Source organism: Aeromonas sobria (assembly GCF_000820145.1).
Taxonomy (GTDB): Bacteria; Pseudomonadota; Gammaproteobacteria; order Enterobacterales; family Aeromonadaceae; genus Aeromonas; species Aeromonas sobria.
This window is the reverse complement of record NZ_CDBW01000002.1, coordinates 1-26,270: the sequence shown is the minus strand read 5'-3', so window position 1 is coordinate 26,270 and position 26,270 is coordinate 1. Positions and strand designations below refer to the sequence as shown.

27 protein-coding genes and 2 tRNA genes are annotated in these 26,270 nt (G+C 61.1%); 20 read left to right on the top strand and 9 right to left on the bottom strand.

Translation table 11 applies throughout. The features are described from left to right. The first annotated feature begins 41 nt into the window (after positions 1-41). Complete coding sequence (locus tag BN1135_RS00220) at positions 42-578, top strand: DUF2301 domain-containing membrane protein (protein WP_042017958.1); 537 nt, start codon at positions 42-44, stop codon at positions 576-578. Here the strand turns inward: BN1135_RS00220 and BN1135_RS00215 are convergent. Then, positions 575-979 (bottom strand): CBS domain-containing protein, encoded by a 405-nt coding sequence (locus tag BN1135_RS00215; protein WP_042017957.1) that lies wholly within the window; start codon positions 977-979, stop codon positions 575-577. The genes BN1135_RS00220 and BN1135_RS00215 overlap by 4 nt on opposite strands. A gap of 162 nt (positions 980-1,141) precedes the next feature. Here BN1135_RS00215 and BN1135_RS00210 point away from each other — a divergent pair, with 162 nt between their 5' ends. Further along, positions 1,142-1,846 (top strand): SDR family oxidoreductase, encoded by a 705-nt coding sequence (locus tag BN1135_RS00210; RefSeq protein WP_042017956.1) that lies wholly within the window; start codon positions 1,142-1,144, stop codon positions 1,844-1,846. Here BN1135_RS00210 and BN1135_RS00205 read toward each other — a convergent pair. After that, positions 1,772-2,347 (bottom strand): 2-amino-4-hydroxy-6-hydroxymethyldihydropteridine diphosphokinase, encoded by a 576-nt coding sequence (locus tag BN1135_RS00205; protein ID WP_042017955.1) that lies wholly within the window; start codon positions 2,345-2,347, stop codon positions 1,772-1,774. The genes BN1135_RS00210 and BN1135_RS00205 overlap by 75 nt on opposite strands. 124 nt (positions 2,348-2,471) lie before the next feature. On the opposite strand from BN1135_RS00205, the gene cydH reads away from it, so the two are divergent. From cydH to BN1135_RS00190, 4 genes are all read left to right on the top strand, one after another. Beyond that, the gene (gene cydH / locus BN1135_RS21910) at positions 2,472-2,564 is read left to right on the top strand and encodes a cytochrome bd-I oxidase subunit CydH (RefSeq protein WP_005341891.1); all 93 of its coding nucleotides are present in this window, start codon (positions 2,472-2,474) and stop codon (positions 2,562-2,564) included. A 103-nt stretch (positions 2,565-2,667) separates the two neighbouring features. Further along, positions 2,668-4,068, top strand: coding sequence for a sensor histidine kinase (locus BN1135_RS00200; RefSeq protein WP_042018077.1), 1,401 nt, complete (start codon positions 2,668-2,670; stop codon positions 4,066-4,068). Further along, positions 4,065-4,592, top strand: coding sequence for a hypothetical protein (locus tag BN1135_RS00195; protein ID WP_396027163.1), 528 nt, complete (start codon positions 4,065-4,067; stop codon positions 4,590-4,592). Before BN1135_RS00200 ends, BN1135_RS00195 begins: the two co-directional genes overlap by 4 nt. After that, the gene (locus tag BN1135_RS00190) at positions 4,589-5,869 is read left to right on the top strand and encodes a sigma 54-interacting transcriptional regulator (protein WP_042017953.1); all 1,281 of its coding nucleotides are present in this window, start codon (positions 4,589-4,591) and stop codon (positions 5,867-5,869) included. Before BN1135_RS00195 ends, BN1135_RS00190 begins: the two co-directional genes overlap by 4 nt. A gap of 1 nt (position 5,870) precedes the next feature. Here the strand turns inward: BN1135_RS00190 and BN1135_RS00185 are convergent, their stop codons facing one another. After that, on the bottom strand, positions 5,871-6,353 hold the full coding sequence (locus tag BN1135_RS00185; RefSeq protein WP_042017952.1) for a DUF1097 domain-containing protein: 483 nt from the start codon (positions 6,351-6,353) through the stop codon (positions 5,871-5,873). Between the two features lie 368 nt (positions 6,354-6,721). On the opposite strand from BN1135_RS00185, the gene msrP reads away from it, so the two are divergent. Both msrP and msrQ read left to right on the top strand, forming a co-directional pair. Continuing rightward, positions 6,722-7,723: a protein-methionine-sulfoxide reductase catalytic subunit MsrP gene (gene msrP, locus BN1135_RS00180; protein WP_042017951.1), complete on the top strand. Its 1,002-nt coding sequence runs from the start codon at positions 6,722-6,724 to the stop codon at positions 7,721-7,723. After that, a complete protein-coding gene (msrQ, locus tag BN1135_RS00175; protein ID WP_042017950.1) occupies positions 7,714-8,340 on the top strand; it encodes a protein-methionine-sulfoxide reductase heme-binding subunit MsrQ in 627 nt (208 codons plus the stop codon). The genes msrP and msrQ overlap by 10 nt, the downstream gene beginning before the upstream one ends. Here msrQ and BN1135_RS00170 read toward each other — a convergent pair. Next, a complete protein-coding gene (locus tag BN1135_RS00170) occupies positions 8,337-8,585 on the bottom strand; it encodes a PepSY domain-containing protein (RefSeq protein WP_042017949.1) in 249 nt (82 codons plus the stop codon). The two genes, msrQ and BN1135_RS00170, sit on opposite strands and share 4 nt — an antisense overlap. A 63-nt stretch (positions 8,586-8,648) precedes the next feature. Between BN1135_RS00170 and BN1135_RS00165 the strand changes: the two genes are divergently transcribed. The 4 genes from BN1135_RS00165 to BN1135_RS00150 are packed head-to-tail and all read left to right on the top strand — an operon-like array spanning position 8,649 to position 11,514. Further along, positions 8,649-8,987, top strand: a complete 339-nt coding sequence (locus tag BN1135_RS00165) for a PepSY domain-containing protein (RefSeq protein ID WP_042017948.1) — start codon at positions 8,649-8,651, stop codon at positions 8,985-8,987. 21 nt (positions 8,988-9,008) lie between these two features. Continuing rightward, positions 9,009-9,665, top strand: a complete 657-nt coding sequence (locus tag BN1135_RS00160; RefSeq protein ID WP_042017947.1) for an AHA_4052 family stress response regulator transcription factor — start codon at positions 9,009-9,011, stop codon at positions 9,663-9,665. Beyond that, entirely contained in the window at positions 9,662-11,011 is a 1,350-nt protein-coding gene (locus BN1135_RS00155; RefSeq protein WP_042017945.1) for a sensor histidine kinase, read from the top strand. The genes BN1135_RS00160 and BN1135_RS00155 overlap by 4 nt, the downstream gene beginning before the upstream one ends. Before the next feature lie 41 nt (positions 11,012-11,052). Further along, positions 11,053-11,514 carry a hypothetical protein gene (locus BN1135_RS00150; protein WP_033135304.1) on the top strand — a complete coding sequence of 154 codons (462 nt, stop codon included), beginning with the start codon at positions 11,053-11,055 and terminating at the stop codon, positions 11,512-11,514. A 90-nt stretch (positions 11,515-11,604) separates the two neighbouring features. On the opposite strand, the gene torA is transcribed toward BN1135_RS00150, so the two are convergent. Beyond that, positions 11,605-14,085: a trimethylamine-N-oxide reductase TorA gene (gene torA, locus BN1135_RS00145; RefSeq protein WP_042017944.1), complete on the bottom strand. Its 2,481-nt coding sequence runs from the start codon at positions 14,083-14,085 to the stop codon at positions 11,605-11,607. Positions 14,086-14,108: 23 nt separating this feature from the next. Further along, positions 14,109-15,239, bottom strand: a complete 1,131-nt coding sequence (locus BN1135_RS00140; RefSeq protein WP_042017943.1) for a NapC/NirT family cytochrome c — start codon at positions 15,237-15,239, stop codon at positions 14,109-14,111. Between the two features lie 276 nt (positions 15,240-15,515). Here BN1135_RS00140 and BN1135_RS00135 point away from each other — a divergent pair, with 276 nt between their 5' ends. The 3 genes from BN1135_RS00135 to BN1135_RS00125 all read left to right on the top strand — a co-directional run bounded on the left by BN1135_RS00135 (position 15,516) and on the right by BN1135_RS00125 (position 20,077). After that, on the top strand, positions 15,516-17,480 hold the full coding sequence (locus BN1135_RS00135) for an ATP-binding protein (RefSeq protein ID WP_042017942.1): 1,965 nt from the start codon (positions 15,516-15,518) through the stop codon (positions 17,478-17,480). 55 nt (positions 17,481-17,535) lie between these two features. After that, complete coding sequence (locus BN1135_RS00130; protein ID WP_042017938.1) at positions 17,536-18,033, top strand: response regulator; 498 nt, start codon at positions 17,536-17,538, stop codon at positions 18,031-18,033. A gap of 67 nt (positions 18,034-18,100) precedes the next feature. Continuing rightward, complete coding sequence (locus BN1135_RS00125; RefSeq protein WP_042017937.1) at positions 18,101-20,077, top strand: DNA topoisomerase III; 1,977 nt, start codon at positions 18,101-18,103, stop codon at positions 20,075-20,077. Between the two features lie 133 nt (positions 20,078-20,210). On the opposite strand, the gene BN1135_RS00120 is transcribed toward BN1135_RS00125, so the two are convergent. Continuing rightward, the gene (locus BN1135_RS00120) at positions 20,211-21,566 is read right to left on the bottom strand and encodes a TrkH family potassium uptake protein (protein ID WP_042017936.1); all 1,356 of its coding nucleotides are present in this window, start codon (positions 21,564-21,566) and stop codon (positions 20,211-20,213) included. Next, positions 21,563-22,216 (bottom strand): potassium channel family protein, encoded by a 654-nt coding sequence (locus BN1135_RS00115; protein WP_042017933.1) that lies wholly within the window; start codon positions 22,214-22,216, stop codon positions 21,563-21,565. The genes BN1135_RS00120 and BN1135_RS00115 overlap by 4 nt, the downstream gene beginning before the upstream one ends. Positions 22,217-22,343: 127 nt before the next feature. Here BN1135_RS00115 and murB point away from each other — a divergent pair, with 127 nt between their 5' ends. Both murB and birA read left to right on the top strand, forming a co-directional pair. Beyond that, positions 22,344-23,381: a UDP-N-acetylmuramate dehydrogenase gene (gene murB, locus BN1135_RS00110; protein ID WP_042017932.1), complete on the top strand. Its 1,038-nt coding sequence runs from the start codon at positions 22,344-22,346 to the stop codon at positions 23,379-23,381. After that, positions 23,378-24,343, top strand: a complete 966-nt coding sequence (gene birA, locus BN1135_RS00105; protein WP_042017930.1) for a bifunctional biotin--[acetyl-CoA-carboxylase] ligase/biotin operon repressor BirA — start codon at positions 23,378-23,380, stop codon at positions 24,341-24,343. Before murB ends, birA begins: the two co-directional genes overlap by 4 nt. 83 nt (positions 24,344-24,426) lie before the next feature. Here birA and coaA read toward each other — a convergent pair whose 3' ends face one another. Beyond that, on the bottom strand, positions 24,427-25,365 hold the full coding sequence (gene coaA / locus BN1135_RS00100) for a type I pantothenate kinase (protein WP_042017929.1): 939 nt from the start codon (positions 25,363-25,365) through the stop codon (positions 24,427-24,429). Between the two features lie 263 nt (positions 25,366-25,628). Here coaA and BN1135_RS00095 point away from each other — a divergent pair. From BN1135_RS00095 to BN1135_RS00085, 3 genes are all read left to right on the top strand, one after another. Beyond that, a tRNA-Tyr gene (locus tag BN1135_RS00095) sits at positions 25,629-25,713 on the top strand. A gap of 38 nt (positions 25,714-25,751) precedes the next feature. After that, a tRNA-Gly gene (locus BN1135_RS00090) sits at positions 25,752-25,826 on the top strand. Between the two features lie 172 nt (positions 25,827-25,998). Next, a partial coding sequence (locus BN1135_RS00085; protein WP_042017927.1) for a GTP-binding protein occupies positions 25,999-26,270 on the top strand: 272 nt, incomplete at its 3' end.

Sequence of the window (26,270 nt, the reverse complement as noted above, 5' to 3'; positions counted from 1 at the left end):
AGTATATTGGATGGCACCTGATCCGTTAGAAGCGACTGTTTATGGCAAATCCTGAAATCGAGAGCCCGCTGGACGGGATCGACAAGTTGACCGTCTCGCTCTACCGCCTTGGCTTGAGTGCGGCAGCCTTGTTGCTGCTTTGCCGCGGTGCGGCGCTGCTGAGCGGGATGGCACTGCTTCCGTCGGCACAATGGTTGATGTCGCTGGCAGTGGCAAGCGCTATCTGCGGCTTCTCGCTGCATATCTACGACAAGCGGATTCGCCTGATCCTGCAGGGATTTGGTTGGGGGGCGCTGGTGCTGGCGGCGGTAGGGGCGCCGGATGCGCTGGTGCTGGGGGCTGCGTTGGCGACCCTCTCCGGGCTGGCGTTCAAGGAGCAGTTTTGCTTTGCCATTCCCGGTATCAAGCTAGTGCCCGTGCTGCTGCCGCTGTTGTGGCTGCTGGAGTGGTTGCAAGTGGAGTGGGCCGCCGCGCTGGTAGCGCTGGTCTGCGGGGCCTTGCTGACTTTGTTGGCGCTGGCCAAGTGGCGGATGCCCCTGCACTTCGATATTGGTGACAAGGGGCGTTACCAGATCTAGGTCTGCTGGCACACCTTCATCTGCTGGTTGAGGGCCTGCATCACCTGACGGCGGCTGATGATGCCGATCACCTTGCCCTGTTGCAGCACCGGGTAGATTTTGGGCTTGGCATCGGCCATCTGGCGGGCCAGCTCCAGAATGCTGTCATCCGGCCCGACCGAGAGGGGCGTGCGGTTCATCATGTCTTCCACCTGGGTGCGGGTATCGCAGTGGTAGCTGCCGGTGAGCAGGCTGGGAATGCAGTCTTGTTCGGAAAGAAAGCCGATCAGCCGTTTCTGCTCATCCAGCACCGGCAGGCCGCCAAGGCCGGATTGATGCAGGCGATCCAGCGCCTCGGCCAGGCCGAGTCCGGCCGTGAGGGAGTGGGTCAGGCGACCCATGTGGTGGTGCACTTTCAGCATGGTGGTAACTCCGCAAGAGGGGGATGCCGCCACTATGACGCGGCCGGGTGGCCCGCGACCAATGGCTTGTGCCACAGGGATTGATAGGCACTGGACATCGGCGGTGATCCGCTGGCAGGCGGGCTTCGTTCATGCAAGACCATGAAAGGGAAAGGAGATCGTATGCGTGCATTGGTAACGGGCTGCGGCCGTCGACTCGGATTTTATCTCTGTGAACAGCTGGTGGCGGCGGGCTGGCAGGTGACCGGCAGTTATCGCAGCGAGCGGCCGGAGCTCGCCACGCTGGCGGCGCTGGGGGTCGAGCTGGTGCAGGCGGATTTTGCCTGCGAGGCGGAGGTCGGCAAGCTGATCGGCGTGCTGGCGGCCCATCAGGATCTGGCGCTGGTGATCCACAACGCCTCGGCCTTCGAGCCGCAGGCGGCCGATCCGGCGGCGCAACTGGCCCAGTTCGAGCAGTTCTACCGGGTGCACATGGCGGCCCCCTTCCAGCTCAACCGGGCGCTGGCGCCCCAGCTGGCAAGCAATGCCAACGCCAGCATCATTCACATCACCGATATCTATATCCATGCCCCGGCCCCCCGTTTTGCCAGCTATGTGGCGACCAAGGCGGGCGCCCATTCGCTGGCCATGAGCTTTGCCCGCGAGCTGGCGCCCACGGTGCGGGTCAACACCATAGAGCCGGGGCCGATCCTGTTTCTCGACGAGCATGACGAGAGCTGGCGCCAGCAGGTGTTGGCGAAAACACCGCTGGCGCGGGAGGGGGGGCTGGAGCCCATCTGGCAGGCGGTGCAGCTACTGGTGGGGAACAGTTATATGACGGGAGCCAGCATCAAGGTGGATGGCGGGCGCGCTCTGGCCACCCTCTGAAGGCTCGCCGAGCACCAGCGGCCCCAGCCCGACCAGCCGGGTCAGCAAGCCCTTGCCGGTTTTGAGCTTGCCCGACGGGCCGGGGATTGCCACCTGCAGCGCCACCTTGGGGTCGTGCACCTCGCCATGGCCGTACAGCTCGGCCAGCAGTTCCGCCAGATAGGAATCGACCTCTGCCGTGGCAAAGTCACCGCTCCTGTTGCTGGCCAGAATATCGATGTCGAGCGGCCGATCGTGCACCTTGCAGAGCGGATCGCTGCGATCCCGGCCGTGAGCCACCTCGAGGGCGACAAAGTGCTGCTTGAGACGGGCGGTATCGAGCGGGCTCTCCACCACCAGCAGGCAGTTGAGAAAGTCGTGGCTGGAGTGCATTCCCACCGGCTTGGTGCGGATCACCGAACTCAGCCGCAGGGGGCCGACCTGCGCAAGCAGCTCTGCCAGCACGCAGCTGACATGGGTGTGTGGGTCGAGATTGGAACCAATGCTACACAGATAGAACATGCTCACCTTCCTGGGGTTGGGCTCATCTGAAATGTATACGCAGCTCACGGTTATCGGATTAACTATGGCGTAACATTATCTTATCTATTGTGATCCGGCACTGATTGGCAGAAAGGAGGTTTGCATGAGTGTGGAGCTGAAATGGGCGCTGTTGACCGCCTCGGGAGCGTTGGCGATGATCCTGACCATCTGTCTGGCTTCTGTCGCGTTGGCGTGAATCACCACAATCCAGATAATCCAAACCGGCCCGTTGGCCGGTTTTGTTTTTTGGGGCGGTGCGGCTATGCTGGCGCACCGGTGAGAATGCAAGAGAATAGATGATGACCAAGGTTCGCCCACGCTCCCTGCTGCAGGTGGTATTGATGGGATTCGTGCTGGTATTGATGCCGCTGGGCGGCATGATCTGGCACAACAGCACTGCCCTTGCCAACCTCAGCCAGCTCACCAGTGACGAGATGGAGCGGGCGGTCAAGGATACCCGCCGCGCCACCCTGCTGACGGCGCAAGCCATCGATATCGAACGCACCTTGCGCCGCTTCGCGGTGCTGGGGGATCGCCGCAGTCTCACCAGTTATCAGCAGCAACTTGACGGGTATCGGGTGTTGCTGGCAGAACACCGCAACTCCATCTCTGACGGTCAGCTCTACAGCGGGCTCGATCAGGGGCTTGCCTGGCTCGACAGCCTGCAGGATGCCGCGCTGGCCCGGGTGGCGGTAGCGGGCGACAAGCTCGAGCAGTTCAACGATGCCAACAAGCAGCTTGAAATGGTCACCCGCAGCCGGGTTGATGAACACATGGATTGGGTGCAGGTGACCATCAACGGGCTGACCAGGGAGCTCTGGTGGGTGAGCGGTTTTGTGGCGGTGATCAGCCTGCTGCTGGTCTTTATCTTCACTTACCTCATCATCCACCCGGTACGACAGATTGAGTCGCGCATTTTGAGCCTGGGGGCCGGGGTCGAGCCCGATCCTGACCCAGTTGATGGCCCCGCCGAGCTGGTGGTGCTGGGGGAGCGGATCCTCTGGCTGCACGACAAACTCAAGGCGCTGGAGCTGCAGAAGTACCAGTTCCTGCGCCATGTTTCTCACGAGCTCAAGACCCCGCTGGCCGTGCTGCGGGAGGGGTCGGATCTGCTCTGCGAGCAGCTGGTCGGGCCGCTGGCGCCGGATCAGCTGGAGATCTGCCAGATGCTCGATGAGAACAGTCGCCGTCTGCAGACCCTGATCGAGCGGCTGCTCGACTTCAACCGACTCAGCCAGCAGGAGGCCTTCGAACTGGAGCCCGTCCCCCTGTTGCCGATGTTGTCGGAACTTTCTGCAGAGTACCGGCTGGCATTGGAGTCCAAGCAGATCTGTGTACACTTGCCGACCAGCGCAGTGACACTGTTGGCGGAGCCCTATCGGCTGCGACTGATCCTCGATAACCTCTTCTCCAATGCGGTCAGTTACGGCGCCAGCGAGGGTAATATCTGGATCAGGGCAGGGCAGGACGAACAGATGAGCTGGCTGGAAGTGGCCAACGAGGGGCCAAAGATCCCCGAGGCTGAGCAGCAACGCATTTTTGAACCCTTCGAGCAGGGCAGCACAGTGCGGCAAGGGGTTTTGAAAGGCTCAGGCATGGGCCTCTCCATCGCCCGCGAGTCTGCCCATAGTCTGGGGGGGGAACTGGTTCTGGTACAGGATGAGCAGGCGGATGTCTGCTTCAGGTTGACGTTGAAATGAGGTCTATGAAGATACAACGGGTATTTCCAGCCCTGATGGCAGGATTGCTTGCGGGTTGCACCTTGCTGCCGCAACAGGAGCCGCGGGATTCCTCCGATATCGCTTTTTCCAAGCGCATGGAGTTTGCCAACAAAGAGATGCAGGTACGCCTGCAATACTCTGACTGGCTGCTGGCCAGCCACCCCCAGCAGCGGGTGCAGGAGCGTCAGCGGCTGAAAGGGGCCGACGATCTGGAGAGTCGGGTCAGTCTGGCGATGGTGGACTCCCACCCCGCCGAATCGGTGGCCAATCGTACCGCCGGTCTGGCGCGCCTGAAGAAGATGCTGCCCGAGCTGGGTCTCGATGCGCAGGCCTTTTTGCGCAGCTGGATCGCCCTTGGCGAGCAGTTGCTGGTGCGCGACAGCCGTCGGGATGATCAGCGGCAGGAGGTTCAGCGACTGCGTCGTCAGATCGAACAGCTGACCGCCATCGACGATCAGCTCAACCAGCGCAAGTTGAACGAGAGCCGTGAGGTCATTCCATGAGCCGGATCTTGTTGGTGGATGACGATGTCAGTCTGCTCAAACTGATGAGTTTGCGACTGCGCAGTCAGGGTTATGAAGTGGATACCGCCGACAGTGCAGAAGGGGCCCTCGACCGGCTGCGTCAGCAACGGGCGGATCTGGTGCTGAGCGACTTGCGGATGGCCGGTATGGACGGGCTGGCGCTGTTCGAGCGGATCCAGGCCCAGTGGCTGGGGTTGCCGGTGATCATCATGACCGCCCACGGCACCATTCCCGATGCCATTCAGGCAACCCGTTCCGGGGTTTTCAGCTTTTTGACCAAACCCATCAACAAGGATGAGTTGTTCGCCACCATTGAACATGCTCTGAGCCTGACGCGGCCGAAACAGCAGCAGGAGTGGCAGTCGCTGATCCTGACCCGCAATCCCCAACTGGAACAGTTGCTGATCCAGGCTCACAGCATCGCCACCATGGAGGTGCCGGTACTGATCATGGGGCCATCCGGTTCCGGCAAGGGGGCGATGGCGCTGGCACTGCACCAGGCCAGTCATCGTCGCAACCAGCCGATCCATACCATCAACTGTGCCGCCATTCCGTGGGCCTCACTCGACTTGCAGCTGTTTGGCGAAGATGGCCACTCCGGCCTGTTCGAGCAGGCCAAGGGAGCGACCCTGTTTCTCGACGAGATCGGCAGCCTCTCCGAATCCCTGCAGGCCAAATTACTGCAGGTGATGGAGGAGTATGGTCAGGGCACGCCTGAGGTGCGGGTGCTCAGCTCCAGCCATCAGGATCTGGTCAAGGCGATGGAGGAGGGGCGCTTTCGGGAAGATCTCTTCTACCGCCTCAACGTCGCCAACATCACCCTGCCGTCCCTCAGTGCCCGCAGCGAGGATATTCCCCTGCTGGCCCGTCAGGCCCTCGATGATTACCGCAGCCGTCACAGCGACTGTGCGGCTATGGGCTTCTCACCGGAGTCGCTGGCGATGCTGGCTGCCGCCGCCTGGCCCGGTAACGTGCGCCAGCTTTGCAACGTGGTGGAGCAGCTTGCCAGCCTCTGCTGCAGTCCGGTGATCGGGGTCTCCATGGTGGAGTCAGCCCTGAGTGGCGGCGGCGGCGGCATGCTCTCGTTCAACGAGGCGCGGGCCGAGTTCGAGAAGGAGTATCTGATCCGCCTGCTGCGCACCACAGAGGGCAACGTGACCCTGGCGGCCAACATGGCGGGCAGAAACCGTACCGATTTTTACAAGTTATTGAATCGGCACGGTATCGAAGCTGCAAACTTCAAATCGAAGGGATAAATCAGGCGGGATCAACCACAGCCGGAGCGGCGTCAGCTTTCTGGGTTTTATGGGAGAGCCAGAGGCCGCTCGCCTTCATCAGATAGCCGAACAAGGCGCCAATAATGAGGGAGGGCAGGATCAGCCGCCACTCGCCAGCCGCCCCGAAGGTGGCACAGCAACCGGCAAAGGTGCCGGGAATGTAGCCGAGCCACTGCTGCTTGGCCTGCACGCACATCAGGGTTGCGACCACACCCGTCATCACATAACCCGCCACGCCCGCCCCCCACAGGCTGTCGCCATGGATCAGTAACAGCGCCCATAGCATGCCGCTGGTGTTGCAGAAGATGGTCTGCAGCAGCGCCTTGTAGCCGCCGCTTGAAGCGAAATAGCTGGTGCAGCCGAGAAAACCGACCCAGGAGATAAGGCCGAACGCGACGGCAATCCAGCCCCAGATGGCAGAGAGAATTCCAGTGGTGATGGCGATGGCGATCAGTGGGCTCATGGGGCGACTCTTTAGTTGGCTTCGCAAAAAGGGCAGCCTACCTCCGGCAATCGGGGCGGCAAGCGGGGGGCGAATTGTGTGTGATCTTCATCACCCCTTTCAACTCGGGAATACGCTTGCGCTCGCGAAAAAAATTCATTGGTGACCGGTCAGACGGTCGACCATAGTTAGAGGCCCTGTCCTGCTCATGGAGTGAGTCTGATGGTGCCCAATGTGATCGTCCCCCTGCTGGTGTTCGTACTCCTGTTTCTGGTCGGCACCATGGCCAAGGCACTGCCCCTGCACCACATGATGTAAATTTGTGTGAAATTAAAATCTGCCGGGGCGGGTCTTATCCATATCGCCTTACTTAGCCCCGGGAGTTTTTCATGTTGATCAAGCGTCGTGCCGCTCACCCCCTCACCGAACAGGATGTCACCCCGGAAGCCGTCTATCAGGATCGCCGCCTTATTCTCAAGGGGCTGGGTCTGGGCGCTGCCACCCTGGCCTTCCCCACTCAGGCCGGTGTGCTCGATCTGCTGCGTGGCGACCAGAGTGCTGCCAAGCCCGTGACCAAGCCGCTCAACAGCAAGCCAGCGGAGCGCCCGGCCAATCTGGTGCTGACACCGGAAGAGAAGGCCACCAGTTACAACAACTTCTATGAGCTGGGCACCGACAAGTCCGACCCGGCTCGCAACGCCCATTACCTCAAACCCGAACCCTGGACCCTCAAGGTGGAAGGGGAGGTGGCCAAGCCCTTTATCCTCGACGTGTGGGATCTCATCAACAAAACCGAGCTGGAGGAGCGGATCTACCGGCTGCGCTGCGTCGAAGCCTGGTCCATGGTGCTGCCCTGGAACGGCATCTCGCTGGCGGAGCTCATTCGCCGCGCCGAGCCTACCAGCCGCGCCAAGTTTGTTGCCTTCGAGACTCTGTTTGATCCGAAACAGTTGCCGGGGCAGGCCTCGAGTCTGGGGGGCGGTATTGAGTATCCCTACGTGGAGGGGCTGCGCATCGACGAGGCAATGAATCCGCTCTCTTTCCTGGCGATGGGGCTCTACGGCAAGACTCTGCCCGCCCAGAATGGCGCGCCGATCCGCTTGGTCGTGCCGTGGAAGTACGGCTTCAAGAGCATCAAGAGCATCGTCTCGATCCGGTTGGTGGAGGAGATGCCCCCCACCACCTGGAACCTGTTGGCCTCCAACGAATATGGCTTCTACGCCAACGTCAATCCGCAGGTGGATCATCCGCGCTGGAGTCAGGCGAGCGAGCGCTTTATCGGCGAGGGCGGGCTGTTTGGCGCCAAGCGTCAGCCGACCCTGATGTTCAACGGCTATGGCGATGAAGTCGCCTCGCTCTATCAGGGGATGGATCTGCGCCAATGGTACTGAGATTGAAACCGGCCCATATCAGCGGCTTGCGGGCGCTGGTGCATCTGGGCTCCCTCGGCTTTCTGCTCTGGCTGGGGTTTGCCATTCCGGCGGGCCTGCTGGGGGGCGATCCGGTGCCCGAGCTTATCCACTACCTCGGCAAGGGGGCGCTCAACCTGCTGCTGCTCACCCTGCTGGTGTCGCCGCTGGCCAAGCGCTGGCGGCAGGGGCAGCTTATCAAGCTGCGCCGCCCCCTCGGGCTCTGGTGTTTTGCCTGGGCGCTGCTCCACTTCATGGCGTGGCTGGGGCTGGATCTGCAGTTTGACTGGGGCCTGATTGGCGGTGAGCTGGTCAAGCGCAGCTACATAGTGGTGGGGATGGTGGCACTGCTGCTGCTGGCCGCCCTCAGCATCACCTCGCTGCCCGCATTGCAGCGCAGAATGGGGGCCGTGTGGCAGAAGTTGCACAACTGGGTCTATGCCATCGCCCTGCTGGTGCCGGTCCACTACTGGTGGTCGCTCAAGAGCGGTTGGGGGGAGCCTCTTGTCTACCTATTGCTGGCGTGTGCCCTGCTGTGGCCGAGGCGAGAGAAGCTGCTGCGCCCATGGCGGGGACGCTGGAATACAAAAGAGGCCTAATCGGCCTCTTGTTGTTTGATCTCGCCAGTGTAGGCATCGATGATGAGATGCACCTTCTGATCCTGGCGATTGAGGGTTTTGACCTCGAATTTGTCCCCTTCCAGCTCCACTTCCCGAATGTCGTGATACCCTTGCGCCAGCAGGAGTTTGACCAGTCCGGCCATGTCGAGACGGCTCTGGGCCGCCCAGCTTGTGGTACTCAACAGGCAAAGGATCAGCAGGAAACTGCGCGGGATCATATTCATTCCGGATTCATGGCTGGCAGACTATAAACGCCATTATGTTAGGTTTTTGGAGATGAATCATCCATGAATAGAGCGCTCCCTCTGCTCGGGTTATTGCTGCCGGTGCTGGCACAGGCGGTCACGCCTGATGAAGCCCAGCTGCAGCAAGCTGTCCATGAGGGACGGGTTCGGCCATTCCATGAAATGATGGAGGTGGCAGCCAGATTGCCGGTGCGGGTGTTGCGGGTAGATCTGGGGGAAGAGGATGGTATCTGGCTCTATGAACTACGAGTTATCGATCGGGCAAATAGCGTGATCAAGGTTGCCTATCGGGCAGATAACCTTGAGCTGGTGTGGGCCAAGGGCCACCATCTGGAGCGGCTGTTCGAGCCGCCCAAGCCATCGGTCGAGGGTGATGAATAACCTCTGTTTGGAAGCCTGTTGATGCGAATTCTGATTGTTGAAGACGAAAAAACGCTGGCGGGGCAGTTGGCTGAACAGCTGCGCCTCTCCGGCTTTGTCACCGACCTTTGCCACAATGGCAACGACGCCGGTTTTCTCGGTGAGACCGAGCCCTATGATGCCATTATTCTCGATCTCGGCTTGCCGGGGCGCGATGGCCTGAGCGTGCTGAAAGAGTGGCGCAGCAAGGGTATCGATACCCCTGTGCTGGTACTGACCGCCCGTGGCCAGTTGCACGAGAAGATCGAGGGGCTCAATGCCGGTGCTGATGACTACCTGACCAAGCCGTTCCAGGTAGCCGAGCTGGTGGCGCGGGTGCAGGCACTGGTGCGCCGGGCGGCAGGCAACGCCAGCTCCATTCTGGAGATTGGCGGGGTGCGGCTCGATATGGCGGCATCGCAGGTGTGGTACGAAGGCACCCCCATCAAGCTGACCGCTCACGAGTTCCGGGTGCTGGGTTACCTGATGCAGCACAGAGGCAAGGTGGTGTCGCGCAGCGAGCTGATCGACCACATCTACGCTCAGGATTTTGACCGCGACTCCAACACCGTCGAGGTGTTCATCGGCCGGATCCGCAAGAAGACCCATGCCGATTTGATCGAAACGGTGCGCGGCCTCGGGTACCGGATCAACGAATGAGGCTGGTCAGAACCCTGCGGGGGCGACTGCTTGCCATTGCGCTGGTGTGGTGCGGGCTGTTTCTGTTCGCCACCGGCTTCAGTCTGCAGACCATGATGCGCAACTACTGGCAGGAGGCGGAAGCCGACGGCCTGCGTTTGCAGGTTTATGATCTGCTCGCCCGGATCGAGGTGCAGCATGATGGCTTGCCCGTAGTCACCGAGGCGATGACGGACCCTCGCTTTAACCAGCCCTATTCAGGCTACTACTGGCAGCTGGAGCTGGGCCACGATGTGGTGGGACGCTCTCGCTCCCTGTGGGATACCAATTTGAAAACCGAGGGGCTCAAGTCCGCCTTCGGCGATCCGGATTTGTTTGTCGGCAAGGGGCCCAATCGCGAGCCCTTGCTGGTGATGACCCGTACTGTGCTGCTGCCTGGTTCCGATCGGGTGTTCACCCTGGTGATGGCCAAGGACAGCAGTGCCCTGACGTTGACCCTTAGCAAAACCCGTATCAGCCTGTTCCTTGGCCTCGGCTTTGCTGCCGCCGGTCTGGTGCTCGGCTTTATGTTCCAGATCCTCTATGGCTTGCGGCCATTACATCTGCTGCGTCGCGAGCTGGGCTATGTCCATCAGGGCCATCAGGAGGGATTCCGGCTGCGCTATCCGCTGGAGATCCAGCCGCTGGTGGAGGATATCAACCGGCTGCTGCACCATTACGGCGAGCTGCTGCAACGGGCGCGATCCCACACCGGTAATCTGGCCCACGCCCTCAAGACACCGCTCAGCATCATGCGCAATCAGGTGGCCCAGTTGCCGCCGGAAGATCAGGCCGCCATCGGCGAGCAGCTCGACCAGATCCAGCGCCACATCGATTACCACCTTGGCAAGGCGCGGGTGACCGGCGCTGCCAAAATCCTCGGGGTCTCGACGCCGGTGCGGGCGCGGGTGGAGTACATCTGCCGCGCCTTCTCCCGCCTCTATCCGGGCAAGTTGGTGGATCTGCAGGTGCCCGCCAATCTGGCGGTCGGGGTGGAGGAGCAGGACTTCGACGAGATGGTGGGTAACGTGCTGGAAAATGCCTTCAAATGGTCGGCTACTCAGCTGCGCATCTCCAGCGCCGAGCTGGGGGGCTGGATCACCTTGCGTATCGAGGATGATGGCCCCGGCATGAGCGAGGATCAGATCGCCAAGGCGGTACTGCGCGGAGTACGCCTCGACGAGAAGGTGCCGGGCTCCGGGCTGGGTCTTAATATTGTCTCCGATCTGGCAGAAGCCTATCGGGGCAGTTTCATCATGGGCCGCGCCGAACTGGGCGGTCTGGCTGCCTCCCTCTCGTTGCCCAAGGTGGCAAGAGTCGAGAGCTAGGCATAACATATGGCATTTGTTTTAGCCTGAAGAAGAGAAGCATGACCGACGATCCGTGGGCACTGTGTCACCTTGACGATTCATTTGACGCCTCTGTGCTGGGGGTCAAGGGCGCCCAGATCCAGTGGTTTGAAGACAGGGATGGCCTGATCGCGTTCCTGCTGGAAGATTTTGTCGACCTGCTGGCCGATGTGGGCGAGCTGGAGGAAGATCAGACCGAGCAGGCGCGCGAGCGCTTCACCCTGCTGGTGGAGCAGAGCTTTGACGATCGCACCCTGATGGATGCCATCAACGATCTCGCCTCCGGCCTGCGCCGCATCGCCTGGCTGGGGCCGCTCTCGGAGCTGGCCGAGATCAGCGACGAGTTTGCCTCTGGCCTGCGCCGCTACTTCTGGAGCCAATACGACGGGGATGAAGATGACCCGGACGCCTGGGTGCCGGAAGAGCTGTGGCCGCAGCTGGTGGAGTGCGCGCAGGAGTATATGGAAGAGGGGGATTTTTAAATCCTTCCCGACCATGTCTGCGCTTTGGCAGACAGATACAGATAAGAAAACGGCGCCTTCAGGCGCCGTTTTTATTGGGTTGCAACCAGCTTAGCCGTTGGCTGGCACCGCATGGGCGGTGTTGGCCAGCACAGGGCCTGTGTACTTCTCGATCTGCAGCTGGGCCATGTGGCCGCAGTTGCCCTGCGCTAGGCTGGATGAGCCTTCGTCGAAGGTGAGGCAGTTGACGTTGCCGTTCTTGCAGATGCTACCTGCTTCGCCCGGCTTGGCCGGGTCATACCAGGCCCCTTCGCAGATCCGTACTACCCCCTGACGCACATCTTCAGAGAGCAGGGCACCCACCAAAATCTGGCCCCGTTCGTTGAAGGCGCGCACCAGATCCCCCTGGGCGATGCCACGGGCCTTGGCGTCGGCTGGATGGATCATGATCGCCTCGCGGTCGGCGATGGCGAACTTGTCCCGCAGCGGGGTGTTGTCGAGCTGGGAGTGCAGCCGCTGGGTCGGGTGGGCGGTGTTGAGGGACAGCGGATAGCGCGCCGCCACCTCGCTCTTCACCCACTCCTTGGGCTCATACCACTTGGGATGGCCGGCGCAGTCGGCATAACCCATCCCCGCTACCGTGTTGGAGAAGATCTCGATCTTGCCGGACGGGGTACCGAGCGGGTTGAGCAGCGGGTTCTCGCGAAAATCAGCGTGACGGATCCACTGGCGGTTGGCCTCGGGGATCGGGAAGCGGATGTAGTTGTTGGATTCCCAGAACATGTTGAACGGTGGCAGCGCCACCCGGGCACCACGGGCTTGCGCCGCCATGCCGTCGTACATCTGCTTGAGCCACAGCATCTCGTCCTTCCCTTCGGTGTACTGCTCCTGCACACCCAGCTTGGCGGCGATGGCGCTGAAGATATCGAAGTCGTTGCGGGACTCGTGCTGGGGCGGCACGCACTGGTGCATCGGGAACACATAGCGCTGGGAGTAGTCGCCGCCCATCTCAAGATCGTTGCGTTCGTAGCTGGTGGTGACCGGCAGCACGATGTCGGCGTGCTTGGCGGTGGCGGTCCAGTAAGGCTCGTGAACGATCACGGTCTGCGGCTTGCGCCACGCCTGCAGCAGGTTGTTGGTGTCCTGATGGTGGTGGAAGGGGTTGCCGCCCGCCACGTAGACCAGCTTGATGTCCGGATAGGTCACCTTGCGGCCGTTGAAGTCGATGGTCTTGCCCGGGTTGGCGAGACAGTCGGCGATGCGGGCCACCGGGATCGGTGCCGGGCTGTTCTTCGGTGCGTTACCGGCGGAGATACCGGCCAGAATCCCCCCCTTGGCGGTGGGGCTGCCACCGGAGGAGTAGTGGTAGCTGAAGCCGTAGCCGCCGCCCGGCAGGCCGATCTGGCCCAGCATGGAAGCCAGAGTGACCAGCATCCAGTTCGGTTGTTCGCCATGCTGCTGACGCTGCATGCCCCAACCGGCCATGATCATGGTGCGCTTGGCGGCCATGTCGAGGGCCAGCTGGCGAATTACCTTGGCATCGACGCCGCAGACGGTGCTTGCCCACTCGGCGCTCTTCGGCTGACCATCATCCTTGCCCAGCAGGTAGGTGAGGAATTTGTCGAAGCCGACGCTGTAGCGATCGAGGAAGGCCTGATCGTGTTTCTGTTCGGTATAGAGGGTGTGGGCCACACCCAGCATCATGGCCACGTCGGTGTAAGCGTTCGGGGCAATCCACTCGGCGCCGACCAGCTTGGCGGTCTCGTTGTAGATGGGGTCGATGCTGATGATGCGGGTGCCCTTCTCCTTGAGGGCCATAAAGCCAGCCTGCCCTTCGTGGTCCGGAATATTCCAGCTGTTTTTCAGGGTGACCTGAGCGTTGACCCCCCACAGCACCACCAGTTCGGCGTTCTCCACCACGTTTGGCCAAGCGGTCTGCTGCTCGTACACCTCGATGGAGCCCATCACGTGGGACATGATCACCTGAGCCGCGCCGGTGGAGTAGTCACCGGCATAACCGGTGAAACCGCCGGAGAGGTTCATCAGGCGGTGCAGCAGGGTGCGGCTGTTGTGGAACATGCCGACGCTCTTCCAGCCGTAGGAACCGGCGTGGATTGCCTGCGGGCCGAAGTCGTTCTGGACCCGCTGGATTTCACCGGCCACCAGTTCAATCGCCTTGTCCCAGCTCACCCGCACCCACTCGTCGGCGCCGCGTAGCTCGGGTTTGGCCCCCGGGCCGTGTTCCAGCCAGCTCTTGCGTACCATGGGGTACTTGATGCGGTTCTTGGCGTGCACCTGGAACGGCGCCATGTCGATGAGATCGTTCTGTGCCGGATCATCGGCCACCGGCTGGACGCGCACCATGCGGCCATCCTCGACGATTGCTTCAAACGCACCCCAGTGGGCGCCGGTCAGAATGCCCTTCTGGGCGGGCACCAGGGTCGGGAACTGGCTCAATGCGGTGCTGATGGCTTGCGCCAGCGCACTCTTGGGAAAAATACCGCCGAGTAGAGGCAGGGCTGCGCAGGCGCCGAGGCCCTTGAGCAGGTTGCGGCGGGACAGATTGGTCTTGTTGTCGTTGAAAAAAGTCATAACGGTTTTCCTCTGTTCCAGCCTTAGTGGGCCGCGCTCATGTCACTGGCATGTTTCTGGACATACTGGGTCAGCATGCGAGCCTGTTCCGGGGTCAGGGAGGTACGAGATTCCATCCCCTTGATGACGCCGATCCACTGGTTGGCATTGAAGTGATCCAGCGCGGTGAGGCCGTGGCAGCCGGTACAGTTGTTGGACATCAGGGTGGAGGCGTATTGCCACAGCTTGCCCTGATCGCCGATGAGCTGGGTCTGGTCGACCCAGGCGGTCAGCTTGACCTGATGCCAGGTGAGGTTGGTGGCGCTGTCGGTTTCGCTCTGGCCGGTGACCAGCGCTTTCTTGGCGGTATCGCCGACCAGTACGCTGAGGATCCGCTTGCCCGGTGCGGCGTAGAACACTTCGCTCACGCCATCCTGTTGCCAGCCTTCGATCTGTACCTTGGCGCGGCCGTTTTCGTTGGCCAGCACATCCACCCTGGTGGAGGGCATCAGGGTGCCTTCGTCAGTCTTGGCGGCGGCATCGAGGAACAGCGGGGTGGTGGCGATGGCGTAACGGGTGGTGACGTTGGTCGGAGTCTGGGCCGCAGCCTGCGCCAGCTCGCTGGCACCGGCGGCAGCCAGGCCGCTCATGTCAGGCATGATGTGGGCGACACCGCGGTGGCAGTCGATACAGGTCTGACCCTCCTTGATGGCGACCGGGTGTTCGGCACGGGCATTGGGGCGCTGGGCCAGAATGTCCATCGCCGCATAGCTGTGGCAGCTGCGGCAGGTGGCTGAGTCGTTGGCCTTCAGTTCATCCCAGACGGATTGGGCCATCCGCAGCTTGTGGGCTTCATATTTTTCCGGGGTATCCAGGGTGCCGATCGCTTCGTGATAGATATCCTTCACGGCGCGGACTTTGGTCCACAGGTAGGAGGTGGGGTCGCCCGGGATGTGGCAGTCGGCGCACTCGGCGCGGATCCCCTTGGGATTCTGGAAGTGGATGCTGCCCTGATACTCGGCGAGCGGAGTCTGCATGGAGTGGCAGGAGACGCAGAATTCGGTGGAGCTGGTCTTGTGCAGCACGGTTACGGTGACACCCAGTGCTGCGACACCCAGCAGGGCCCCGAGCAGCAGGAGCCAGAACCAGGTTTTTCTTATCAGTTTTCCAATCATGGTGGCGTTTTCCTGTGGTCAATTTTTACCAACATAGTACTAGCCCAATAGTAGTAGTAATGACAGGGATAAGGCGTTGACCTCCATCATGGTTTATATTTTTGACTGTCGTCACATCTTGTCTTTTATTTCTATATTGACTAATAACTCGAATTTAATTCAATAAATCGCCGATTGAGCGATTTGTACACTTTCCACGCCAGCTGTTAGCCTCCTCGCAAAACCCCACAAGATTTGTTGATATAGTGAGCAGTGAGCCACAACGGAGTGTCGCTGATGAGCCCTTTCTCGCTGCTGTGTGTCGCCGCCAACGTGCAACTGCTGGCCGAATTTGAACAGGAGCTGGCCCCGCTGCTCGGCCATTTTGCGCTGGTGGTGGTGGTCGGGCAGGAGTCGGCGGAGCTGGCCCTCGACGAGCTGGATCGCAAGGGGCAACCACCCGCCGTGGTGGTATGTGACAGCGATCTGGGGGATGGGCGAGGGGCCGATTTTCTGATCCGCCTCGGCAACCGCCACGAGGCGTGCCGCAAGATCCTTTTGGGCAGCCAGCCGGAGATGAAATCGATCATCGAGGCGGTCAACCTCGGTCGTCTCGACTACTACCTGCAGCGCCCATGGCGCGATGGCAGCATGCGCCGGGCGGTGATCGAGCAGGCCAGCCACTTTGTGCTGCTCCAGCCCGAGGCTGACCTGCTGAGCTATGCCGCCGTGCTCGATAACCAGAAGCTGCTGCGGGCCCACGTCGATCGCCAGCTGGCGGCCTATCGGCAGGGCTTTATGGATTACACCCGTTGCAGCGATGAAGAGCTGTCGCGGGTGGTGATCGACGGCCTCTATCAGTTTTTCGATGGTAACGACGAGGGGCAGGTCTGCCGCCACTACAGTCCGGGGCATGTGCTGACCCGCGAGGGGGAGCCCAACAGCTTCCTCTGGTTTATCGCCAAGGGGGAGGTGGTGCTGCGCAAGCGGGACGAGCAGGGGATCGATCAGGAGGTGGTGCACTACCGTACCGGCTCGCTGGTGGGGGGCATGTCCTTCGTGACTGGCGAACCCGCCTTTACCACCGCAGTGACCCTGACTGGCGCGGAGGTGATCAAGCTCGACAAGCTGCAATTCTCCCGGGTGATGCAGGCGCGCAGCGAACTGCTCCCCTCCTTTACCAATCTGCTGCTGCGCCACTTCAACCGCCGCCTGCAAAACAGCATCCGCACCGAGATGCGGTTGCAACAGACCCTCAACTCCCTCGATGCCGCTCACGCCCAGCTGGTGGAGAGCGAAAAGATGGCGATGCTGGGTCAGCTGGTGGCCGGTGTCGCCCACGAGTTGAACAACCCGGTGGCAGCCATTATCCGTGGCAGCGAGACTCTGCGCGCCGCCATCCCCGATCTGGTTAATCTCGAGCTGCCTGCCCCCATCAAGACGCTGGGCAATCAGACCCTCTGTCAGGCGCTGACCACCCAGCCGGTCTCGACCAGCGAGATCCGTGACAAGACCCGCCAGGCGGAGGGGCGCTTTGGCGATCGCCAGCAGGCGCGGCTGGCGGTGCAGATGAATCTGGATGACGAGCTGAACTGGCAGCGCTGGTTTGCCAGCCGCACCGCCGCCGAGCGGGCGGCGCTGCTCTCCCGGCTGGAGCTGTTCCAGCAGACCGGCAGCTTCCTGCGCAATATCGAGGTGTGTGCCCGTCGCATCGGCGATCTGGTCAAGAGCCTCAAGCAGTATGCTCGGCAGGATCGGGCTGAACCCTCGCTGGTGGACCTGCACGAGGGGCTGGAAGATACCCTGATGATTTTCGAAAACCGCCTCAAGCATCATGAGCTCTGCAAGGAGTACCAGCCGCTGCCGCTGGTGCGCTGCCATCCCGTTGCCCTGCAGCAGGTGTGGACCAACCTGATCGCCAACAGTCTGGATGCCATGAGCGGCCCGGGGCGGCTCACCATCCGCACCGGATTGCTGGATCCCGAGTGGGCCATAGTGGAGATCGAGGATAGCGGCTGCGGCATCGAGCCTGAGCTGTGGCAGCGGATCTTCGATCTCAACTTCACCACCAAGCGGGAGGGGCACTTTGGTCTCGGCATTGGCTTGAGCGTCTCGCTGCAGATCGTGCAGCAGCACCACGGCCGTATCGAGGTGGCCTCCGAGCTGGGCCGCTACACCCGGATGCGGGTCTGTCTGCCGCTGGACGGCATGGGGCAGGCCGGTTACGGGGGCGATCCCCGCCACAAGGAGCATGCGGCCTGAGCCGCCGCCAGCATCAATCGCGCGGCGTGCCGAGTCATGCCGCCAAGGAGGGGCAATGAACAAACACTATCTGATCCTGTGTGTGGACGATGAGCGGGAGGTGCTGGATGCGGTGATCCACGATCTCGCCCCGTTCCGTTCCCACTTCGAACTGGAAGCCGCCGAGAGCGTCGATGAGGCGCGAGCGGTGGTGGAGGAGTGGGAGAGTGACGGCAACAAGCTGGCACTGATCCTCTGTGACCACATCATGCCGGGGACCCTGGGGGTCGATTTTCTGATCGAACTGAATCAGCGCGCCGCGACCAGAGCCAGCCGCAAGTTGCTGCTGACCGGGCAAGCGGGGCTGGAGGCGACCGTCGAGGCAGTCAATCGCGGCGGGCTGCACTACTACCTTGCCAAGCCGTGGAAGCTGGAGATGCTGCAAGAGGCGGTGCGCGAACAGCTGACCGACTACCTGCTGGCGGAAGATGGCGACAATGCCTTCCACTATGCGCCGCTGCTTAATCAGGTGCGGCTGTTTGCCGCCATCCACGATCACCCGTTCGACCAATAGGGGCAGTTGGGCTTTCGCGGCGGCAGTTGTATACTGTCTACATATACAGTATTGCAGGTAGCCACCGATGCGACTCTTTATCGCCGAGAAGCCCACCCTGGGCCGCGCCATTGCCGATGCCCTGCCCAAGCCCCACAAGAAGGGCGACGGTTTTATCGAAACAGCCCAGGGCGATGTGGTCACCTGGTGCATCGGCCATCTGCTGGAGCAGGCCGAACCCGATGCCTATGACGCCGCCTTCAAACAGTGGCGGATGGAGCATCTCCCCATCATCCCCGCCCAGTGGCAGCTGGTGGCCAAACCCAAGACCAAAACCCAGCTCACCGTCATCAAGCGGCTGATCAAGCAGGCCGACTGCGTGGTCAACGCCGGTGACCCGGACAGGGAAGGGCAGCTGCTGGTGGACGAGGTGATCGATTTTCTCGGCTATCCGAAAACCAAACCGGTGCAGCGCTGCCTCATCAGCGATCTCAACCCGCCCGCGGTGCGCCGTGCCCTCGAGAAGCTGAGGGACAACAAGGAGTTCGTGCCGCTGGCGGTCTCCGCGCTGGCCCGCAGTCGGGCCGACTGGCTCTATGGCATCAACATGACCCGTGCCTACACCCTGCTCGGGCGCAAGGCCGGTTGCAGCGAGCTGCTCTCGGTCGGCCGGGTGCAGACCCCGCTGCTGGGGCTGGTGGTGCGGCGGGATCTCGAAATTGAGGCCTTCGTGCCCAAACCCTTCTACGAGGTGCTGGCCCATCTGCTGACCGGCGGCAACGAACGCTTCACCGCCAAGTGGCTGCCGTCCGAAGCTTGCCTGCCGTGGCAGGATGAGGAGGGGCGGGTGCTCAACCGGGCGCTGGCCGACAAGGTGGTGAGCCGGATCAACGGCCAGCCTGCGCAAGTCGAGTTGGTGGAGGAGCAGGCCCGCAAGCAGGCGGCGCCGCTGCCCTACAACCTCTCCAGCCTGCAGATCGATGCCGCCAAGCGGTTCGGCATGGATGCCAAGCGGGTGCTCGACATCTGCCAGAGCCTCTACGAGCGCCACAAGCTCATCACCTATCCGCGCTCCGACAGCCGCTATCTGCCGACCGACCACTTCAAGCGAGCCGAGCAGGTGCGCGGCGCCATCGCCGCCACTGCGCCTGCGCTGGCCAAGGCGGTCGCCGAGGCGGACGGCAAGATCCGCAGCAAGGCGTGGAACGACAGCAAGGTGGATGCTCACCACGCCATCATCCCCACCGAGAAGCAGGGCAACCCCGCCACGCTGGGGGCTGACGAGGCGAAGATCTATAGCCTGGTAGCCCGCCAGTACTTGCTGCAGTTCTATCCGCCGTTCGAATATAACGACAGCAAGGTGCTGCTGCGCATCGCCGGTGGTCTGTTTCAGGCCAAGGCTCGGCGCATTCTCAAAGCGGGCTGGAAGGCACTGCTCGGGGTGGAAGAGGATGACGACGAAGAGAAAGCGGGCACGCTGCCCGCCCTGAAAGAGGGGGAGCAACTGCTGTGCGAGCGGGGCGAGCTGCTGGAGAAGATGACCCAGCCGCCCAAGTCGTTCACCGATGCCACCCTGCTGGCGGCCATGACCGGCATCGCCCGCTATGTGCAGGATCCCGAGATCCGCAAAACCCTGCGCGATACCGACGGTCTTGGCACCGAAGCGACCCGGGCGGGCATTATCGACCTGCTGTTCAGGCGCAGTTTTCTGGTGCGTCAGGGTAAGAGCATCAAGGCGACCCCGACCGGGCGGGCGCTGGTGCAGGCGCTACCCGCGACGGCCACCACGCCGGATATGACGGCGCTGTGGGAGCAGCACCTCGGCCAGATCGCCGAGCGTCACGGCAGCTATCAGCAGTTTATGGGGCCGCTCACCGAGCAGCTCAACGGTCTGATTGAGGGGGCGCGGCAGGACTCCGGCGCCAGCTTCAGCGCCCTGCCCAAGGAGGCGCTGGGTGCCAGCAAGCGGCGCTTTACCAAGCGCAAGAGTCCGGCGACCAGCGGCGCTGGTGGGGCTCCTCGCAAAAGCACGGGCAAGCGGCCCGCCAGAAGCAAGGCGGCCTGACCGTTTGAAGGTGAGTGCTGGCTGATTAGTTTATGAGCTGATTGGCTGATACGCAGTCGCCGCCAGCTGAAAAAAGAGAGAGGGGCCATGAGCCCCTCTCTCTTTTTTTATCGTGGTAATGGCCTGTCACCACTTAGCCGGTGTAGACGTTCTCTTCCGGATAACGGATGCGGGTCTCGACCGGGCGGGCCAGCATAAAGGCCAGAGTCAGCGGGCCTAGACGGCCGCAGATCATCACCAGCACCAGAATCAGCTTGCCCGGCTCGCTCAGGGAGGCGGTAATGCCGGTCGAGAGGCCAACGGTGGCAAATGCCGAGATGGTCTCGAACATGATTTTGTCGAACGGCAGATCCTCGGTCACCATCAGCAGGAACATCGCCAGCATCAGTACCATGGTGCTGACGATGATGATGGCCAGCGAGCGGGTCACGATCTGGGGCGACAGGGTGCGGCCAAAGGCGGTGACATGGGGCCGCTTGGTCAGAAACGCCTTGGTTGCCAGCAGCACTACCGCGAAGGTGGTCACCTTGATACCACCTCCGGTTGAGGTGGCGCCGGCACCGATAAACATCAGCATCATCAGGAACAGCAGGGCCGCCGGGGTCATCAGCCCGATATCTATGGTATTGAAACCGGCGGTACGGGCGCTGGCAGACTGGAAGAAGGCCGCCAGCAGCTGGTCACCGATACTGGCGTTGCCGAGGGTGCCCGGGTTGTTGTGCTCCAGCAGCCAGAACATCAGGGTACCGACCAGCAGCAGGGCCGGGGTCATCAGTAGCATCAGCTTGCTGTGCAGCTTCAGCTTGCGCCAACTGCGGTTGCGCACCAGATCGACGATGACGGTGAAACCAATCCCCCCCAGGATCAGCAGACCGGCGATGGTCAAACTGATGATGGGGTCGTCTCTATAGTCGATGAGATTGTTGGCAAACAGCGAAAAACCGGCGTTGTTGAAGGCCGATACCGCATGGAAGAAGCTGACATAGAGGCCGTGCACCCAGCCCAGCTCCGGCACCCAGCGGATCGCCATGATGCCGGTGCCGATCAGCTGGGCAATAAAGGCAAACAGCACGATGCGTTTGACCAGCTGGATGATGTTGACCGAGCCTTCCTGTCCCAGCGCCTCCTTGGCCAGTACCTGCTGGCGCAGGCCGACCCGCTTGCTGAAGATGGCGATCAGCAACAGGGTCATGGTCATCTGACCCAGCCCGCCGATCTCCATCAGCATCAGCAGGAAAATCTGCCCCTGCAGGGTGAAGGCTGTGCCGGTGTCCACCACGCCAAGACCAGTCACGCTGATGGCCGAGGTGGCAGTGAACAGGGCGTTGACGAAGGTGACCTCGCCATTGTGGCTGGAGGGTTGCACCAGAAAGATGGTGCCAACCAGCAGAATGATCAGGAAGCTGCCGAGGATCAGCCGAGCCTCGCTCCAGCGGGAGTCGCGCTCCCGATGAAGGGCAAAGGCGTAGCTGCTGCGCCAGTTGATCATAGGGTTTCGAGCCAGCGGTCGATGGCGTGTTTGTTGCCCGCCAGGATCAGGATGTCACCCAGTTGCAGTGCCATCTTGCCGGTCAGTACGTTGTGCAGCACCTCACCGCGCTTGATGGCGAGCAGTTGGAAGTCGCTCTGCTGCAACAGGTGGAGGTCACCGAGCGCCTTGCCATTTTGCGGCAGGCCGATGACGAACTCGGTCAGTACCATGTCGTGACCCAGCTCCAGATAGTCGAACAGCCGGTTATCCAGCATGCTCTGGGCGACCCGGCGCCCCATATCCCACTCGGGATTGATCACCTTGTCGGCACCGACTTTCTGCAAAATTTTGGCGTGGAACTTGTCGCGCGCCTTGACCCACACCTTCTTTACCCCCGCTTCCTTCAGAACGAGCGTGGTGAGGATGCTGGTCTCCAGGTTGTCACCGATGGCGACGAAGACGATGTCGAAATTGGCCAGTCCCAGCTCGGCAACGGTTGCCTCGTCGGTGGCATCCGCTACGATCACATGGTTGCAGAGGGCGGCGATTTGCCGGGTTTTGCTCTCGTCGATGTCGATAGCCAACACTTCGGCATCCTGCCGCTGCAGCTCTTCGCATAGCGCACTGCCAAACAGACCCAGGCCGATGACGGCAAACTGGTTGTTCATGAGTTCATCCTCAATAGTTGAAGCGGTCTACTCTAACCCACTGTTATTCGCGAGAAAAGATCTCGGGTTTTTCGTCACCGACCAACTTGAGGTAGACTGCGCCCTTGCACCAAGCCGGGATAGACCGATGAAACTGAATGCCAACGCCTCCTTGTTGAAGCTCAACACCCTTGCCCTCGATGCGCACTGCCTCTGGCTGGCCGAGGTGGAGCAGGTTACCGATCTGGTTACCCTGCGTAGCGATCCCGAGCTGAGTCTGCTCCCCCGTCTGAATCTTGGCGGTGGCAGCAATGTGCTCTTCACCAGCGATTTTCTCGGTCTGGTGGTGCTCAACCGACTCAAGGGAATTGCCGCAGAGGAGCGGGGCGATCACTGGTTGCTTCATGTGACGGCGGGTGAGGATTGGCATCAGCTGGTGCGCCATACCTTGCAGCAGGGCTGGTATGGGCTGGAGAATCTGGCGCTTATTCCCGGTACGGTCGGTGCGGCGCCGGTGCAGAACATCGGTGCCTATGGGGTCGAGCTGGCTGACTTCTGCTCCTATGTCGAGGCATTCAACTGGCACAGTGGCGAGGTCGAGCGGATTGAGGCTGCCCAGTGCCGTTTCGGTTATCGCGACAGCATCTTCAAGCACGAGTATCAGGATTCCCACCTGATCACCGCCGTCGGGCTCGCGCTGCCCAAGGCGTGGCAGCCGGTGTTGGGCTATGGCCCGCTGGCGGCACTCGGTGACACACCTTCGGCGCAGGCCATCTTCGATACCGTCTGTGCCACCCGCATGGCCAAGCTGCCAGATCCCGCCGTGCTCGGCAACGCTGGCAGTTTCTTCAAAAATCCGCTGGTGCCCGCCGCGCTGGCGGAGAATCTCAAGTCGCGCTATCCGCAGATGCCTTGCTATCCGGCGAGCGAGGGGCAGGCCAAGCTGGCCGCTGGCTGGCTCATCGATCAGTGCGGTCTGAAAGGGTTCGCCATCGGCCGCGCCGCTGTTCATCAGGAGCAGGCACTGGTGCTGGTCAATCTGGGCGGCGCCAGTGCCATGGAGCTGATCGCGCTGGCGGCTCATGTCCGCGATAGTGTGGAACAGAAGTTCGGCGTGGTGCTGGAGCACGAGGTGCGCTTCATGGGGCCACAGGGTGAAACCTGGCTCGATGAGGTGCTCTCATGACTTTGACCCCCATCAGGCAGACCCTGATCACCTTGCTCAGCGACGGTCAGTTTCACTCCGGTGAGCAGCTGGGTGAACAACTGGGTATCAGTCGGGCGGCAGTGAGCAAGCACATGGCGGCGCTCAAGGAACTTGGGCTGGATCTGTTCAGTCTGACCGGCAAGGGCTACCGGCTAGCGGTGCCGATGGCACTCTATGAGCAGGGAACATTACAGGCGCTGGCTCCCATGGCACCGGTGCACTGCTTCCCGGTGATCGACTCTACCAACCAGTATTTGCTGGAACGGGTAAGCCGGTTGCAATCCGGCGAGAGCTGCCTGGCCGAGTGCCAGACTGCCGGTCGTGGTCGTCGTGGCAAGCCATGGGTTTCCCCCTTTGGTTGCCAGCTGATCCTTAGCATGTACTGGCGCTTGGAGCAGGGAATGGCGGCGGCCATGGGGCTGAGTCTGGCGGTCGGGGTGGCTGTGGTTCAGGCATTGGAATCCCTTGGTTATCAAGGTGTCGAGCTCAAATGGCCGAACGACCTCTATTACCAGGGGCGCAAGCTGGCCGGTATATTGGTGGAGATGAGCGGCAGTGCTGGTGCCAGCTGTCATCTGGTGATTGGGATTGGCCTCAATCTGGCGATGCCAGCCCGCGAGGGGGAGAAAATCGATCAGGTCTGGTCCGAGCTACGTCATATTCAGTCGGAGCTGGTGGACCGCAATCAGCTTGCTGCCCGAATGCTCTGCTACCTGCAGCAAGCCTTGGTGGCCTTCGAGCAACACGGGTTGTCGCACTTTGTCGAGGACTGGAACCGGCTCGATCACTTTGCCGGTCGCCCTGTGCGCTTGCTGATGGGGGAGCAGGAGATCCGCGGCATCGCCCGTGGTATCGACGATCGCGGTGCCCTGCGGCTGGAGACAGAGGAGGGGATCAAGTTCTATCTGGGGGGGGAGATTTCCCTGCGCCGGGGCGACTGACCGTTATTGAGGCGGTTTGATGATGGCAAATGTCGAAGAGGGGGCCTGCGGGCCCCCTCTTCGTTATCCGGTAAACGCTGTCATCATTTGCGCAGTTTGATCTGCTCGATGGCGTGCTCTTGTCCCTTGGTCAGGATCAGGTTGGCCCGCTCGCGGGTTGGCAGGATATTTTCCTGCAAGTTCAGATAGTTGATATCTTTCCAGAGGTTGTTGGCGATCTGGGTTGCCTCACTTTCGGCCAGCTTGGCATAGTGATGAAAGTAAGAGTCGGGATCCGAGAAGGCACCGCTGCGGAACTTGAGGAATCGCTCGATATACCAGGTGCGCAGCAGTTCGGCTTCGGCATCCACATAGATGGAGAAGTCGACAAAATCTGACACAAAGACCCGATGGGGCTCTTGTGGATAATCCATGCCACTTTGCAGCACGTTCAGCCCCTCAAGGATCAGGATATCCGGCTGCTCCACCACCTTCTTCTCATCGGGAATGATGTCGTAGATCAGGTGAGAGTAAACCGGCGCCTCGACCTTCTCGTGACCGGCGCGCAGGTCGGTGACAAACTCCACCAGATGACGGATGTCATAGGACTCCGGGAACCCCTTGCGGCGCATCAGGCCGCGCGCTTCCAGCACCTTGTTGGGGTAGAGGAAGCCGTCGGTGGTCACCAGTTCCACCCTTGGGTGCTCCGGCCAGCGCTCCAGCAGGGCCTGCAAGATGCGGGCTGTGGTGCTCTTGCCCCCCGCCACGCTGCCGGCAATGCTGATGATATAGGTGCCCTTGCCACGGGACTGGCCGAGGAACTGCTCCAGCACCCGACTGCGGCGCTGTTTGGCTTTGACATAGAGATTGAGCAGGCGGGAGAGGGGCAGGTAGATCTCTTCCACTTCCCGCAATGACACCTTCTCGTTGATCCCGCGCAGGGTCTGCAGATCGTGTTCGGTCAGGGTCAGGGGAACCGAATCGCGCAATAACGCCCATTGTTCACGGGTAAATTGCAGATAGGGGTTATGCTCTTTCGTCATGGTGTCATCACTGTTTCTTGGGCACGGCGACCATACACCAAGGGGGGGGGAGCGACAAGGGACGTGGCAGGATTGGCGGGGTTGCCGCCATTTTTTTGTTATTTTCCCGGCAATAAAGCATATTTTGCCCAGCTCAGTGGTTGCATCCCCCAAATCCTTACAATAAAATGCGCTCCGCTTGAATGTCTGTCGTCTATTTGCCCTGCAAAAGCGATAAAAACAACGGGTGCAAGCAGAATTACCGTTGTGACAATCTGGCATCTGGAGGGGTTCCCGAGCGGCCAAAGGGATCAGACTGTAAATCTGACGGCTCTGCCTTCGAAGGTTCGAATCCTTCTCCCTCCACCATATTTCTCTGCGGTTTGAGTTCTTTGGGTTAGAGAAATGCGGGCATCGTATAATGGCTATTACCTCAGCCTTCCAAGCTGATGATGCGGGTTCGATTCCCGCTGCCCGCTCCAAGATGCTGATATGGCTCAAACGATATCATTGACCACGCCTTCGGGTGAGGTCGGCAGTTGAATCTGCCTGTCAGCTCCAGTCTCTCTTCCTCATCAGATTCAAACCCATCTTATCAACTGTTCTGTGGTTAGCTTGCCACCGCGTACTCAGCGTTAGTTTAGAGGGACGATCATGTCTAAAGAAAAATTTGAGCGTAACAAACCGCACGTAAACGTGGGTACCATCGGCCACGTTGACCACGGTAAAACCACCCTGACTGCAGCTATCACCAGCGTACTGGCCAAGGCCTACGGTGGTAAAGCTTTCGCCTTCGACCAGATCGACAAGGCACCGGAAGAGCGTGAGCGTGGTATCACCATCAACACCTCCCACGTAGAATACGACACCCCGATCCGCCACTACGCACACGTAGATTGCCCGGGTCACGCCGACTACGTTAAGAA